The organism is Nocardia nova (assembly GCF_002933465.1).
Taxonomy (GTDB): domain Bacteria; phylum Actinomycetota; class Actinomycetes; order Mycobacteriales; family Mycobacteriaceae; genus Nocardia; species Nocardia nova_B.
Genome location: NZ_PSZE01000001.1, coordinates 137,882 through 153,732, shown reverse-complemented (window position 1 = coordinate 153,732; position 15,851 = coordinate 137,882). Strand labels below are relative to the sequence as shown.

Genomic DNA, 15,851 nt, shown 5'->3' with positions numbered 1-15,851 from the left:
ATCTGCCGTACCCGGGTGCATCCGGGCGGCAGGGGCGGCTGCACGTGGCGCTCAGGGGTTCGCCACGTGCAGCCGATTCATCCTATGTCTGTGCTGTTCGCGCGGCGTGTCGCGGGAAAAGTGGACCATCTGGTCCGGGCCGATAACCGCTACGTCCGGTTTCGGCTATTCTCGCGGCAGGTGTGACGTCGTTCACCGGTGAAGGAGTGCGGTTACTGATGTTGAGCACGATGCAGGACGAGCAACTGTCGCTGGCCACCCTGCTGCGATATGCGTCCACGTTCCACGGCGATGCCACGGTGTCGACCTGGACGGGCGACGGGGTGCGCACCATGACCTATCGGGAACTGGGTGCGGAATCGGCGCGGCTGGCCAACGCGCTGCGCGGGCTGGGGATCGACGTGGGCGACCGCGTCGCCACGTTCATGTGGAACAACAACGAACATATGGTCGCCTACGCCGCCGTGCCCGCGATGGGCGCCGTGCTGCACGCGCTGAACTTGCGACTGTTCCCCGAGCAGATCACCTACGTGGCCAATCACGCCGAGGATCAGGTCGTGATCGTCGACGGTTCGCTGCTGCCGATGTTCGCCAACTATCTGCCGACGCTGAAGACCGTCCGCCACGTCATCGTGGCCCGCGGCAATGCCGCGGATCTGACCGCGCCGGAGGGCGTACAGGTGCACTCCTACGCGGAATTGCTTGCGGGACAACCGGATACCTACGATTTCCCGGTCGTCGACGAACGCTCCGCGGCCGGGATGTGCTACACCTCCGGCACCACCGGCGACCCCAAGGGCGTGGTGTACTCGCACCGGTCCAATGTCCTGCACGCCATGCAGGTGCTGACGAACGCGAGTATGGGATTCACTTCCGACGACACCGTGCTGACCATCGTGCCGCTGTTCCACGCCAACGCGTGGGGTCTGCCGTATGGCGCGATGTTGTCGGGGGCGAGCGTACTGATGCCCGACCGCTTCCTGCAGCCGGCGCCGCTGCTGGAGATGATGGCCGCGGTGCAGCCGACCTTCGCCGCCGCGGTGCCGACCATCTGGGGCGGCGTGCTGGCGCAGTTGGAGGCGAAGCCGCAGGACATCACGCATCTGCGCGAGGTGGTCGTCGGCGGTTCGGCGCTGCCGCCGTCGATGATGCGGGCCTTCCAGGAAAAGCACGGGGTGCGACTGCTGCACGCCTGGGGAATGACCGAGACCTCGCCGCTGGGCAGCGTCGCGCACCCGCCGAAGGGGGTGACGGGCGAGGACGAATGGGAGTACCGCTACACGCAGGGGCGGTTCCCGGCCCTGGTCCAGGCGCGCCTGGTCGGCGACGACGGCTCGGTGCTGCCCAACGACGGCAAGGCCGTGGGCGAACTCGAGGTGCGCGGCCCGTGGATCGCCGGGGCCTATTACTCACCGGAGGGCGCGTCCGTCGATCCCGACAAGTTCGACGACGGCTGGCTGCGCACAGGTGACGTCGGCAAGATCACGCCCAACGGCTATCTCACCCTGGTGGACCGGTCCAAGGATGTGATCAAGTCCGGCGGCGAATGGATCTCCTCGGTCGATCTGGAGAACGCCATCATGGGCCATCCGGCAGTCGCCGAGGCCTCGGTGATCGGAGTGCCGGACGAGAAGTGGGACGAGCGGCCGCTGGTCGCCATCGTCCTCAAGGAGGGCGCGAGCGCCGAACCGGCCGAGTTGCGTGATTTCCTGGCGGACAAATTCGCCAAGTGGCAGCTGCCCGAGCACTGGACCTTCATCGATGAGGTGCCCAAGACGAGCGTCGGCAAATTCGACAAGAAGCGGCTGCGGGCCCGCTACGCCGACGGCGAATTGAGCGTCACGACGCTGTGACGACGAGCGTCCCGACGCTGTGACAACGAGCGTCCCGACGCTGTGACGACGAGCGTCCCGACACTGTGACAACGAGCGTCCCGACGCTGTGACAACGAGCGTCCCGACGCTGTGACAACGAGCGTCCCGACGCTGTGAACGAATCCCGCAGCCGCGACCGGACCATCCGGCCGCGGCTGCGGTGTGAGCGGGGTGCCGCGGTGCCCGCCCGTGCCGATCGGCGAGTGATCGCCGAACCTGTTGGCGCTATGTCAACAAGGTGTCGTACGCTGAGTGCCGACGTCCGGTGGGCGTCCGATCACGTGCAGAAAGGGCTGGCGATGACCGAGACGAGCAGCGCCGAGATGAACAACGACACCCCCGCGTTCGCGGATGTGGTGAACGGTGGGCTGGAGTTCACCATCCCGATCGCGCACAAGATGGGTGTGCGAGCGCTCGAGGTGCGGCCCGGTTTCGCGGCCACCACCGTGCCGATCGAGGGCAACGGCAACCACTTCGGCGTCATGTACGCCGGCGTGCTGTTCACCGTCGCGGAGATTCTCGGCGGTGCGATTCCGATCGCCACCTTCGACAGCGCCAAGTACTACCCGCTGGTGAAGGACCTGCAGATCTTCTTCCGCAAGCCGGCGAAAACCGATGTGCGCGCCGAGGCTTCGCTGTCGGAGGAGGAGATCGCGCGGGTGATCGCCGACGCCGAGGCCAACGGCAAGGCCGACTTCGCCCTCGCGGCCACGGTGACCGACGCCGACGGGGTGGTCGTCGCCGAGACTCGCGGGCTCTACCAGTTGCGCGCGCACGGAAAGTAGCGGGTCCGGCGGTAGCGACTGCGCCGGCGCGGTTGCGGTCGACCGATTGTGTGCGGCGGGGTTACGGTGAGGGCGCGTACCGTCGAAGAGGCGGTGTCGTATGCGCCCGACAGGGGAGCCCGCGTGGCCACGCAGCCGTAGCCTCCTCGCGGACCTCGGCTCCACCGGGCGGGGACAGAGAGGTCCGGGGTAATGGGCGTGCACCGCCATCCGATGCCAGACAGTCGGCGCGGCAGGGGGAGTCGAGCATGACGGTGAATCTGTTACGCACGGTGATCGCACGGGCGTGGTCCGAACTGGAATATCTGCGGCTGGCGGTCGGCAGCGGCGTGGTCGGCATCGAGTCGCCGTTGACGTTGCTGTCCGCGGGCGACGCGCTGCTGCGTCACGGCGCGCTGCCCGCGCTGTTGCGGCTGGCCGCCGCCCGCTACGGCGATCGCGCGGCCGTGATCGACGAACTCGGCACGCTGAGCTATCGGGAACTCGACCACCGCTCCAACCGGCTGGCCAACGAATGGCGCAAGCGCGGACTCCGCACCGGCGAGGGCGTGGCGATTCTGGCCCGCAACCACCGCGGGCTGCTCGACGCGGTCTTCGCCGCGGCCAAATGCGGGGCCCGGATCATTCTGCTGAACACCGACTTCGCCGGGCCTCAACTACGCGATGTGGCCGCCCGGGAGAGGGCGGATCTGCTGGTGTACGACGAGGAGTACGAATCCATCCTCGGCGATCTGAGCCCCCAGCGGGGGGCTTATCGGGCCTGGTCGGAGACCGGGCACACCTCCAGCCTGGAGTCGCTGATCACCGCCGGCTCGCCCGCCACGCCGCCGTTCTCGCGCTCCGGCGCCAAGATCATCCTGCTGACCAGCGGCACCACCGGCACACCCAAGGGCGCGCCGCGGTCGGAGCCGCGTTCGCTGGAACCGCTGGGTGCGATTCTCAGCAAGGTGCCGTTCCGGACCCGGGAGGTGACCGAATGCCCGGCGCCGCTGTTCCACACACTCGGCTTCGCAATGTCGTTGCTGGCCATCGGTTTCGGCTCGACACTGGTGATCCGGCGGCGATTCGATCCGCAGCGGGTGATCGACAGTATGGCCGAGCATCGCGCGACCGCGCTGATCGTGGTGCCGGTGATGCTCGCGCGCATGGTCGAGCTGGGACCGCAGGCGGTGCGCGAGCGGGATCTGTCGGCGCTGCGCATCGTTTTCGTCGCCGGAGCGCAGTTGGGCGCCGAGTTGTGCCGGCGGGTGACCGCTACCTTCGGACCGGTCGTCTACAACCTGTACGGATCCACCGAGGTCGCCTACGCCACCGTCGCCACCCCGGAGGATCTGGCGGAGGAACCGGGATGTGTGGGCTCACCGGTGGCGGGCGCGGTGGTCGAGATCCTCGACGAGCGGGGTGAGCCGGTGCCGCCGGGGACCACCGGGCGGATCTTCGTCCGCAACGCGATGCCCTTCGACGGCTATACCGGTGGCGGCGGCAAGGAGCAGATCCGTGGGCTGATGTCCACCGGCGATGTCGGTCATTTCGATTCCGCCGGAAGGCTTTTCATCGACGGCCGTGACGACGACATGATCGTCGCGGGCGGGGAGAACGTGTTCCCGGCCGAGGTCGAGGAATTGCTCGACGCGCATCCGGACGTGCGCGAGGCCGCCGTCATCGGCGTGCCCGACGACGAATACGGCGCCCGGCTGGTCGCTTTCGTCGTCCGCACCACCGACACCCTCGGCGCGGAGGAGATCAAAGCGCATGTGAAGTCGAACCTGGCGCGCTACAAGGTGCCTCGCGAGGTGATCTTCATCGACGAACTGCCGCGCAACCCCACCGGAAAGGTCCTCAAGTGGCGGCTGCGGCAGTGGGGAGAAGGCGGCGGAACGTAACGCCGGTTCCGGCGCCGGACGCACCGGCGCCGGAACCGTACGGTTCAGCAGTTACGCAGTTCCGGGCTCTGATTGAGCAGTTGAGCACGGGTGGAGATGAAGGTCGAGTAGGTGTCACCGCCGACGGCGGACAGCGGGAAGGCCGCCACCCGATGGCAGTTCTGGAAGGCGAGCTTGATGCCGAAATGCCGCTCCAAGCTGCCGCGAATCGAATCCGACGCCATCGCGCGCAGCAGTTGGCCGCGGGCCGTCTCGTCCGGCGGGGGAACCTGATTGTCCGCGAATTCTGCTGTGCCGGAACGCAAGTCGGCGGCCACTCGGCTGACGACCTCATAGGCGTACGGCAGTGAGGTGCGAACGCATTCGACGAATTCCTCGTCGCTGACCGGACCGCTTTCGGCGCGTTCGAGCAGTGCGGCTGGGACATCCAATGACATGACGCTCTCCTCGTGGGATGGGCGGGTGATGTCCCACGAGTCTAAACGAAAAAGGTTGTCAACAAGACGAGAATGACCGCGAAAGTGCCGATTGCAGAGCGGCTTTCGTTTCCTCCGTGAGCTTGCGCACCAGGTCGGCGGCCGGAATGGCCTCCGCGAGGGTATGTGCCTGCCCGGCCCACAGATTCACCGCGTCGGGGTTGTCGGCGGCGCGGGCCTCGGCTCGCAACGGTCCGGTGGCGTAATGGATTTCGGGATAGGCCGCGGGCGCGTCGGGGTTGTCGAGCATGAATTGATTGCGCAGGCCACGGGCTCGGCGGCCGCTGAAGGCGCGGGTCAGCATGGTCGGTGTCTCGATCTCGAGCGCATCGCGGTGCAGTCCCGAGGTGCCCGCCTCCGGACAGCGGAGGAAGGCCGTGCCCAACTGCGCGGCCGCGGCGCCGGCGGCGAGGACCGCGGCAATGCCCGCGCCGGTGGCGATCCCGCCCGCCGCGACCACGGGCGTCTCGACAGCTGCGCGCACCAGTTGCACCAGCGCCAGGGTGGTGAGCGGATCGGCGCCGTCCTCCTCGGGCCGGTCGGCGAAACCGCCACGATGTCCGCCGCCCTCCGCGCCTTGGGTGATGAGGACATCGGCACCCGTTTCGGCGGCGACTCGTGCCTCCGGCACCGAGGTCACCGTGACCCACACCTCGGATCCGGCGCGATGCAGGCGCTCGATCTCGGCCTCCGAGGGGCAGCCGAAGGTGCACGAGACCACCGCCACCGGCTCGGCGGTGAGCAGGTCGAGCTTCTCGTCCCAGGCGTCGGCGTCGAATCGCGCCTCGCCGAGCGGGAAACGGCGACCCAGCCGGTCGAGGTAGGCCGCGAAATGTTCCGGCGGCGTGGGCGCGCCCGGAACGAACAGGTTCACGCCGAAGGGAGTCTCGGCGAGTTCGCGCAGCGCCGCTATCCGCGCGGCGGCATCGGCGGCACTCAGATACCCGGCGGCGAGGAATCCCAGCCCGCCCGCATTGCCGACAGCGGCGGCGAGTTCCGGGGTGGACGGGCCGCCGGCCATCGGCGCCAGCACGATCGGGGTGCGCACGTTGTCGAGGATCACCTCCCCAGTCTGAACCCGGCCGTGGTCCCGGTAACGGCGCCCACGGCACCAAGATCAGCCTTCCACCTGCGAATTTCTCCGAGGAGGTTGCGAAAAGGTCACGACGGAGTACAGTTTCCGTCACAACAGATGCCGAATCGTTACCGAATGTCAGGTTTCGACCCGGCGTCGCCACCGAGTTGATCGACGCTAGGACGAGCCTTGCCGCAGCACCGTGAGACATCCAGTTCCGTATCCGTTCAGGACCTTCTCGGTGACATCTACGCCGGTGACGGCGCGGCCGAGCGTCGCACCCGCCACCGCGCCCAGCCGCGCACGGGCGACCGGATGAAGCTCGCCGCCAGCGCCGCCGTCGCGACCGGCGCGCTGATCGGCACCGCCACCCAGTTCGCGCACGCCACGCCGCTGCTGCCCAGCGGCCACAACGACACTCCCGAACCGGTCGCGCTGAAGTCGGCCGCCGAACCCGCGCACGAGGCCGAACAGCAGGCCGCACCCGTCGCCGCCCCGGTCGCCGCCGAGACGCAGGCCCAGCCGGTGGCCGCGCCCGCGCCCGCACCGTTCGGTCTGCAGAATCTGCCGCCGGAAGTCGCCGGTCCGCTCTCGCACGCCGAAGAGGTGCTGAAGGGTATTCAGCAGCAGCTCGCACCGGCCCAGGCCGTGCGACCGGTGGCCGGGGTGGTCAGCTCCGGCTTCGGGTCCCGCTGGGGCGCCATGCACTACGGTGTCGACTTCGCCGACCCGATCGGTACTCCTATTCATTCGGTGGAGAACGGCACGGTGATCGATGCCGGTCCCGCTTCGGGCTTCGGGCTGTGGGTGCGGGTGAAGCAGGACGACGGCACCACCGCGGTATACGGCCACGTCAACGACATCCTCACCCACGTCGGTCAGCGGGTGAACGCCGGCGACGTGATCGCGACCGTCGGCAACCGCGGCAACTCCACCGGCCCGCACCTGCATCTGGAGATCTGGGATCCCAGCGACGTCAAGATCGATCCGGCTCCCTATCTGGCGAGCAAGGGCGTCGTCCTGTCCCAGCAGTCGTGGGGGGCGGGCGAATAGCGCCCGCGTTGTCGTCGGCCGCCCGGCTCGGCCGGCCGCGGGGGGTTGATGCATTGACTGGTTTGTACGAGCTGTTCGACTCCGGATCCATGCACGGCCGCACCTATACGGCTCTGGTGCAGCATCCGCGGTCCAGCCTGTCGGAGCTGGCGCAATATCTCGAGTGCTCCCGCGAGTCCGTCGCGGCCGCCCTGAGCGAACTCTGCGAGATGCAGGCCGCGGTCCGCATCGACATCGGTGACACCGTCCGCTGGGACGCCCATGCCCCCGAGGCCCTGTCGGAAGCCGAATCCCGCCGCCGCCAGGCCGAAACCGCGCGCATGCACGAGGCCGCGGCCCGGCTGGGCGAGACCTTTCGTTCGGTGCGGCGCACCACCCGCGGCGACGGCAGCGTCGTGCCGATGTACGAGGCCCGCGAGGTGGTCGCCGAATTCGAGGATCTACAGCGTGCCGCGCGCGGCCGGATCCGGATGATCGACCGGGGACCGTATCTGTGCGAGGGCGAACGTGCCGCGCGGCTGTTCGATCTGCGCTCGGCGCGGATGTCGGCGGGCGTGCGCTACCAGACGCTGTATCAGGACACCATCTATCAGGATCCCGATCGGCTGCGCTTCGCACTGCAGGCCAATACCGCCGGGGCGCAGGCGCGCACGCTGCCCGATCCGCCCTTCAAGGTGATCATCGCCGACGACGACCGCGCGGCGCTGATGCTGCACCACGATGAACGCCGCGGCGATCCGATGGGGCTGCGCGTCGCGGCCTGCCCCACGCTGGACGCGATCGTGCACACCTTCGAGGTGTTGTGGTCGCTGGCCGCGCCGATCTCGGTGAATCCGGACCAGCCGCTGGACGAACGCGACCGGGCCATTCTGACTCTGATGGGCCTGGGCGCGACGGACGACACGATCGCCCGGCGGCTGGGCATGTCCCGGCGCACGGTGGTGCGGCGGACCGCGAGCCTGCTGGAGCGACTGGGTGCCAGCACCCGGTTCCAGGCGGGCGTGCAGGCGATCCGCCGCGGCTGGCTGTGACAAGCGGGGGACCTACCGTGACCGGTGCCACGGAAGTTGTGACCAGTGCCACGGAAGTTGTGACCAGCGCCACGGAAGTCGACACGAGGCGCAACATCAAGGCACCCTGGCAGCGATGAGTACCAGGAGTACCGGCGGGTCACCAGTTCGATCCGGCGCACCGCGTCGTGCTCGCCATCCTTATATGATTGCTCGGACCGCGCGAGGGGGTGTTCGACCGTGCGGACCTGCTGGACGCGAGAGGTGAAGACACTCGAATGGATACTGCCCGCCGTTCCGCTCGTGGAGGTCGTCGCCGCAGGTCGGGCAGCCCCCTTTTCGGCCAGCTGCTGACCGCCGCGGTCGAGTCCGCCGCCGATGCGGTGGCGATCCGGTACGCGCCGACCGACGATCCGGCCGACGCGCGGCAGCTGACCTATCGAGAGCTCGACGAGGGATCGTCGTGCCTGGCCCGCGAACTCATCTCCCACGGCATCGGCGCCGGCGACGTGGTGGCTATCGGCATCGCCCGCTCGATCGAATCCGTCCTCGCGATCTGGGCGGTCGCCAAGGCGGGCGCGGCCTACGTTCCGGTCGACCCGGCCTATCCGCCCGAGCGCATCGCGCATATCGTCGCCGACTCCGGCGCGGTCCTCGGCCTGACCACCGGAGCCCATCGCCGGGCGCTGGGGACGGGTGTGTACTGGCTCGAACTCGACGATCCGGCCGCCTCGGAGCGAATCGGCGCGCGCCCCGCGCATCCGATCTCCTACACCGACCGGGTCCGCCCGCTCACCGAGGATCACCCGGCCTACGTGATCTACACCTCGGGCTCCACCGGGCGTCCCAAGGGCGTCGTGGTGACCCATGCCGGACTCGGCGGTCTGGTCGCGGCCGAGCGCGAGCACTACGGCGTGACCGAGGATTCCCGTGTCCTGCACGTCTGTTCGCCGAATTTCGACGTCTCCGTCCTGGAACTGCTGCTGACCTTCTCGTCGGGTGCGACCTTGGTGGTCTCGCCGCCGGAGGTGTTCGGCGGTTTCGAGCTGGCCGATCTGCTGCGCCGCGAACAGGTTTCGCACATGCTGATCACCCCGGGCGCGCTGGAATCGGTCGATCCGGCCGGACTGCCCGACCTCGAGGCCGTCGTCGTGGCCGGCGACAAGTTCGGCCCGGAGTTGGTGGGTCGCTGGGCGCGCGACGGGCGGCGCTTCTACAACGGCTACGGCCCGACCGAGGCGACGATCCTCGCCACCTCCAGCGCGGAAATGATTGCCGGCGAGCCGATCACGATCGGCACCCCGATCGCCGGGGTCGGCGCGTTCGTGCTGGATTCGCGGCTGCGACCGGTGCCGGCCGGGGTGGTCGGCGAGTTGTATCTGGCGGGCCCGGCGCTGGCGCAGGGATATCTGGGCCGCCCGGGGCTCACCGCGGAACGGTTCGTGGCCAGTCCCTTCGGCGCCGAAACCGGCAGGTCCGGGGCCCGGCTGTACCGCACCGGTGACCTGGTGCGCCGCAACGAATCCGACGGCACCATCGAATATCTGGGCCGCTCCGATTTCCAGGTCAAGATTCGCGGCTTCCGCATCGAACTGGGCGAGATCGACAACGCGCTGACCGCGCATCCGGATATCGATTTCGCCGCCACCATCGGCCGCGCGTTGCCTTCCGGCGCGACGGCGCTGGTGTCGTACGTGCTGCCGCGTCCCGGTGCGGCGCTCGATATCGCGACCCTCGACGATTTCCTGGCGGACTCGTTGCCCGCCTACATGATTCCCGCGGCGATCATGTCGCTGGACGAGATTCCGCTGACGCCGGTCGGCAAACTCGACCGCGCCCGGCTGCCGGAACCGACCTTCGCGGCACGCGAATTCCGTGCTCCCGCCACCCCGGTGGAGGAGATCGTCGCCGAGGTGTTCGCGGCTCTGCTCGTCCCCGGCGAGGGTGACAATCCCGGCCGGGTGGGCGCCGACGACGACTTCTTCGAACTCGGCGGCAATTCCCTGCTGGCCGCGCAGGCGGCGGCCCGGATCGGCTCGGCCCTGGGCGCCCGGGTGCCGGTGCAGCTGTTGTTCGAGGCATCGACCGTGGCCGCACTGGCCGAACAGGTGGAACGGCACGCCGGAACCGACACCGGCGAGCGGCTGCGGCCGATGCCGCGGCCCGAACGCATCCCGCTGTCCTACGCGCAGCAGCGGATGTGGTTTCTCAACCGCTTCGACCCGGCGGGGGCCGTCAACAACATCCCGGTCGCGGTGCGGCTGAGCGGACGCCTCGACGTGGACGCGCTGCGGTCCGCGGTGCGCGATCTGGTGGAGCGCCACGAAGTGTTGCGCACCATCTATCCGGAACTCGACGGTGAGGGCTACCAGCGGGTGCTGCCCGTCTCGGATCCCCGGGCGATACCCGAGATTCCCCTGGTCGAAGCGGGCGAGGACGAGGTGGCCGCCCTGGTTGCCGAGACCGTCTCGGGCGGCTTCGATGTGACGGCCGCGCCGCCGGTGCGCCTGCGGGTGCTCCGCGCCAGCGAGACCGAGCACGTCCTGGTGTGCGTGGTGCACCACATCGCCGGTGACGGCTTCTCGATGGGGCCGCTGACCCGCGATCTGATGACCGCCTACCTCGATCGGGTGCGCGGCGGTCGTCCGGAATGGACGCCCCTTGCCGTCCAGTACGCCGATTACGCCCTGTGGCAACGGGAAACGCTGGGCCGCGAGGACGATCCGGAGTCGGTGCTCGCCGCGCAGATCGACTTCTGGCGCCGTGAACTCGCCGCTCTGCCCGAACAACTGGACCTGCCGGCCGATCGGCCGCGTCCGGCGGTCGCGTCCTATCGGGGCGCCACGCTCGACTTCGAGATCGCCCCGGATGTGCACGCGGCGCTGAACCGCCTTGCGCACGAACATCATTCGACGTTGTTCATGGTCGTGCACGCCGCGCTCGCGGTGCTGCTGGCCCGGCTGTCGGGCACCCGCGACATCGCGATCGGCACCCCGGTCGCGGGGCGCGGTGAGGCGGCGCTCGACGAGCTGATCGGCATGTTCGTCAACACCCTGGTGCTGCGCACCGAGATCGACCCGGCGCGCAGTTTCGAACAGGTACTGGCCGATGTCCGCGGCACCGACGTGGCGGCGTTCGGCCACGCCGACGTGCCGTTCGAGCGGCTGGTCGAGATCCTGGATCCGGCGCGTTCGGCCGGGCGGCATCCGCTGTTCCAGGTGATGCTGACCTTCCAGAACCTGGCCCGCACCGAATTGGAGCTGCCCGGGCTGGCGGTTTCCGGTGTCGACCTCGACATCGAACTGGCCAAGTTCGATCTGCAGCTGGCGATGGCCGAGCGGATCGACGAGCACGGTGTGCCGCAGGGCATTTCGGCCGCCTTCAGCTACGCCACCGACCTCTTCGACGAGGCGACGGTGCGCGATTTCACCGATCGGTTCACGCGCATCCTGAATGCCGTCGCCGCCGACGCCGCGGCCGTGGTGGGCGATATCGATGTGCTGGCCCCCGGTGAGCGCGAACTCGTTCTGCACGAATGGAATTCGCCCGGTGCGCCGGTGCCGCCGGTGACCCTGGTGGATCTGATCACCGCGCAGGTCCGGCGCCGGCCGGGTGCGGTGGCGGTCCGCTTCGGTGACACCACGCTCACCTTCGGTGATCTGCACGAGCGTGCGAGCCGGGTGGCCCGCGCGCTGATCGTCCAGGGCGTCGGGCCGGAATCGCTGGTGGCGGTGGCGGTGCCGCGCACCGAGGAACTGCCGGTCGCGCTGCTCGGCGTGCTGCTCGCCGGCGCCGCCTATCTGCCCATCGACACCGGATATCCGGTACAGCGGCTGGAATTCATGCTCGGCGACGCCGCGCCGGCGTGTGTGCTCACGACCGCCGAGCTGCGCGAGGCGGTGCCCGCCGCTGGCCTGGCGACGGTGCTGCTGGAGGAGACCGGCAACTTCGCCGGCGGCCGGATCACCGACGCCGAGCGGCTCGCCCCGCTGCGACCGGCCGATCTGGCCTACGTCATCTACACCTCGGGCTCTACCGGCGTGCCCAAGGGGGTGGGCGTCACTCACCGCAACGTGCTGGAACTGTTCGCCAACACCCAGCTGCTGTTCGACTTCGACGAAACCGACGTGTGGACGCTGTTCCACTCCTTCGCCTTCGACTTCTCGGTCTGGGAACTGTGGTGTTCGCTGGCCAACGGCGGTGCGGTCGTGGTGGTCGATCACCTCACCTCGCGATCGCCGGAGCTGTTCCGCGAGTTGCTGATTCGCGAACAGGTCACCGTGCTGAACCAGACGCCCTCGGCGTTCTATCAACTCGCCGAGGCCGACCGCGCGGCGCACAGCCACACCGGCGACGCCGCGGTGACGGTCGCGGCCAAATTCGCGTTGCGCTACATCGTCTTCGGCGGTGAGGCGCTGGATCTGCGGCAGCTCGCGCGCTGGTACGAACGGCACGGCTCCACCGCGCCGCAGCTGGTGAACATGTACGGCATCACCGAGACGACCGTGCACGTGTCGTTCCTGGCGCTGGACGAGGGCCTGGCCGACCATCCGGCCAGCGTTATCGGCCGGGCGCTGCCGGGCCTGGAGACCTATGTGCTCGACGACCGGCTGCATCCGGCGCCGGTCGGCGTGGCTGGCGAGATGTACATTGCCGGACAACAACTTTCGCGCGGTTATCTCGGCCGTCCGGGCTTGACCGCGGCGCGGTTCGTGGCCAATCCGTACGGTGCGCCCGGTTCCCGGATGTACCGCTCGGGCGATATCGGCCGCTGGGCCGGCTTCGACGGCGAGGCCGCGCTGGAATACGCCGGCCGCAGCGATCAGCAGGTGCAGCTGCGTGGCTTCCGCATCGAACTCGGCGAAATCGAGGCCGCGCTGCTGCGCTGCACCGGTGTCGCGCAGGCGGTGGCGATGGTCCGCACCGGTGAGCATTCCGGTGAGCGGCTGGTGGGTTACGTTGTGCCCGAGGCGGGTTCGCCGCTCGATCCGATCGCGCTGCGCGCCGAGGTCGGCGCCTTCCTGACCGGCTACATGGTGCCCAACGTGGTGGTCGTGCTCGACGCGCTGCCGCTGACGCCGAACGGAAAACTCGATCGTCGCGCGCTGCCCGAACCGGCGGTCGTCAGCGCGGCCGCCTTCCGGGCGCCGAGTACGCCGATCGAACAGACCGTCGCCGATGTGTTCGCCGACCTGCTCGGTGTCGCCGGGGCGGAGACGACCGGTGTAGGCCTCGATGACGACTTCTTCGCTCTCGGTGGCAATTCGCTGCTCGCGACCCGTGCGGTGGCTCGCATCAACGCGGCGCTCGACGCGAACCTCGTGGTCCGGGAGCTGTTCGAGGCCTCGACCGTGGCGGCGCTCGCGGCGCGGATCGTGCCCGGTGCGGCCGCCGGTGCGGTGCGCCCGCGCCTGGAACCGGCCGCGCGCGGGGAGCGGATTCCGCTGTCGCCGGCCCAGCAGCGGATGTGGGTGATCAACCAGCTCGATCCGCAATCACCGGCCTACAACATTCCGCTGGCGATCCGGCTCACCGGCGATCTCGATGCGGACGCGTTGCGTCAGGCCGTCGCCGACGTGGTGGAGCGGCACGAGGTGCTGCGCACCCGCTATCCGGCCGGCGGTCCGGGCGGGCTGCCGTATCAGGAGATACTCTCGGTCCGCGAGGCGCTGCCGGAGGGCCTGCCGGTCGAGGACACCGCCGAGCCGGTCGACCGGATCGCCGCGCTCATGGCGACCGGATTCGATGTGACTCAACAGGTTCCGGTGCGCGCCCTGCTGCTGCGCAACGGTTCCGACCAGGTGCTGGCACTGGTGATCCACCACATCGCCGGCGACGGTTCCTCGATGGCGCCGCTCGCTCGCGATCTGATGACCGCTTATGTGGCCCGCACCGGCGGCCGCGAACCAGGCTGGGCGCCATTGGAAGTCCAGTACGCCGATTTCGCGATCTGGCAGCGCCGGGCCATCGGCACCGACGACGATCCGGATTCGGTGGCGGCCAAGCAGCTCGCCTACTGGCGGGATCGGCTCGCCGGGGTGTCCGGTACGCCGCTGCTGACGCCCGATCATCCGCGTCCGGCCGCGCCGTCGATGCGCGGCGAATCGATCGGTTTCGCGATCCCGGCCGCGGTGCACGAGGGGCTGGTCCGGATTGCGCGCGAACATAATTCGTCGCTGTTCATGGTGGTGCACGCCGCGCTCGCGGTGCTGCTGGCCCGGCAGTCCGGCACCGCCGATGTGGTGGTCGGCACGCCGATCGCGGGCCGCGGCGAGCGCGCGCTCGACGATCTGGTCGGCATGTTCGTCAACACGCTGACGCTGCGCACCGGTGTCGACACCGCCGACACCTTCGACGCGCTGGTGGAAACCGCCCGCGACACCGATCTGGCGGCCTTCGCTAACTCCGATATCCCGTTCGAACGGGTCGCCGAGGTCGTGGCCCCGGGACGCGGTGGCGCGCAGAGCCTGTTCACGGTGGTGCTGTCGTTCCAGAACACCCAGCAGCCGACGCTGGAACTGCCGGGCCTGACCATCGCCGCACTCGACACCGATGCCGTGGCGGCGAAGTTCGATCTGCAGGTCACGGTCGAGCCGCGCCACGAATCCGACGGCTCACCGGCGGAGCTGGTCACGATCTTCACCTACGCGCGGGACCTGTTCGATCCGGCGACGATGCGCGCGCTGGGTGATCGATTCGAGCGCATCCTCGCGGCAGTGGCCGCCGATCCGCAGATCCTGCTCGGCGCGATCGACCTGCACGACGAGTCGGAGGTGGTGGTCGAGTCGGCCCGCACCGACCCGGCTGCGACCGGCTCCACCGTCGGCACCGCGCTGGCGCAGGCGCTGGCCGCCGCCGTCGAGGACGATCCCGAGGGTCCGGCCCTGGCCTGGGGCGAGGAGGCGGTCTCGTATCAGGAGCTCGACGCCCGCTCCTCCCGGTTGGCCCGGGCTCTGATCGGTCGCGGTTGCGGTCCGGGTAGCGGGGTCGCGGTCCGGCTCGAGCGTGGTATCGAGTCGGCGGTCGCGGCCTGGGCGGTGCTCAAGGCCGGTGCCGCGCTGGTCCCGGTCGTCGACGGTGGGGAGCTGCCGTCGGAGCTGGAGATCAAGACCGGAGTCACCGTGGCGGCGGCCCGGCCGAAGGCGGGGCCGAACGGTATCGACTGGTTGGTCCTCGACGACGCGGCGGTCGCCGCCGAAATCGCGGGTGAGTCGGCGCGGCCGGTGACCTACGCCAACCGCACCCGGGCGTTGCGCGGCGCCGATCCGGCCTTCGTCGGCGCGGACGGCATCCACAGTTACGACGCGCTGGCCGCCGCGGTCGACCGGTTGCGGGCTCGTACCGAGCTGGACTTCGAATCTCGCACCTTCCGGCAGGGCCGGGCCGACGGTGTCGCCGCGCTGCTCGAGGTGGTCGGCGCGGGGACGACCGGTGCGTCGATGGTGTTGCCGGCCGAGGTCGGCACCGACGGGCTCGCCGACGAATGGGTCACCCACCTGTTCACCGATCGCGCCGGTCTGGACCTGCTGGATCCGGAACCGCTGGAAGACCTGCGGGCCGTGGTGCTCGAGGACGCGCCGGCGCCGGCCGCCTTCGGTTCGGCCGAGCTGGTAGTGCTGCAGGACAATGTGCTTCGTTGAGCAACCGGTGGCACGATCGCGGGAAAGTAACGCCCGCCGCGGCCGGAATCGATGG

8 protein-coding genes are annotated in these 15,851 nt (G+C 69.4%); 6 read left to right on the top strand and 2 right to left on the bottom strand.

Going from position 1 to position 15,851, the window contains the following annotated elements; all coding sequences use genetic code 11:
• Positions 1-218 precede the first annotated feature (218 nt).
• The 3 genes from C5E41_RS00530 to C5E41_RS00520 all read left to right on the top strand — a co-directional run bounded on the left by C5E41_RS00530 (position 219) and on the right by C5E41_RS00520 (position 4,542).
• The gene (locus tag C5E41_RS00530; protein ID WP_104374159.1) at positions 219-1,853 is read left to right on the top strand and encodes a long-chain fatty acid--CoA ligase; all 1,635 of its coding nucleotides are present in this window, start codon (positions 219-221) and stop codon (positions 1,851-1,853) included.
• Positions 1,854-2,173: 320 nt separating this feature from the next.
• Positions 2,174-2,659: a DUF4442 domain-containing protein gene (locus C5E41_RS00525; RefSeq protein WP_258080640.1), complete on the top strand. Its 486-nt coding sequence runs from the start codon at positions 2,174-2,176 to the stop codon at positions 2,657-2,659.
• 248 nt (positions 2,660-2,907) lie between these two features.
• Positions 2,908-4,542, top strand: a complete 1,635-nt coding sequence (locus C5E41_RS00520) for an acyl-CoA synthetase (RefSeq protein ID WP_104373877.1) — start codon at positions 2,908-2,910, stop codon at positions 4,540-4,542.
• 44 nt (positions 4,543-4,586) lie between these two features.
• On the opposite strand, the gene C5E41_RS00515 is transcribed toward C5E41_RS00520, so the two are convergent.
• Positions 4,587-4,979 (bottom strand): SCO5389 family protein, encoded by a 393-nt coding sequence (locus C5E41_RS00515; protein ID WP_030513337.1) that lies wholly within the window; start codon positions 4,977-4,979, stop codon positions 4,587-4,589.
• 58 nt (positions 4,980-5,037) lie between these two features.
• A complete protein-coding gene (locus C5E41_RS00510; RefSeq protein ID WP_181063027.1) occupies positions 5,038-6,081 on the bottom strand; it encodes a nitronate monooxygenase in 1,044 nt (347 codons plus the stop codon).
• 201 nt (positions 6,082-6,282) lie between these two features.
• Between C5E41_RS00510 and C5E41_RS00505 the strand changes: the two genes are divergently transcribed.
• The 3 genes from C5E41_RS00505 (at position 6,283) to C5E41_RS00495 (ending at position 15,796) form a co-directional block, all read left to right on the top strand.
• Entirely contained in the window at positions 6,283-7,146 is an 864-nt protein-coding gene (locus C5E41_RS00505; protein ID WP_258080639.1) for a M23 family metallopeptidase, read from the top strand.
• A gap of 53 nt (positions 7,147-7,199) precedes the next feature.
• The gene (locus C5E41_RS00500; protein WP_181063019.1) at positions 7,200-8,177 is read left to right on the top strand and encodes a helix-turn-helix transcriptional regulator; all 978 of its coding nucleotides are present in this window, start codon (positions 7,200-7,202) and stop codon (positions 8,175-8,177) included.
• 257 nt (positions 8,178-8,434) lie between these two features.
• A complete protein-coding gene (locus tag C5E41_RS00495) occupies positions 8,435-15,796 on the top strand; it encodes a non-ribosomal peptide synthetase (protein ID WP_104374154.1) in 7,362 nt (2,453 codons plus the stop codon).
• The last annotated feature ends 55 nt before the right edge of the window (positions 15,797-15,851 follow it).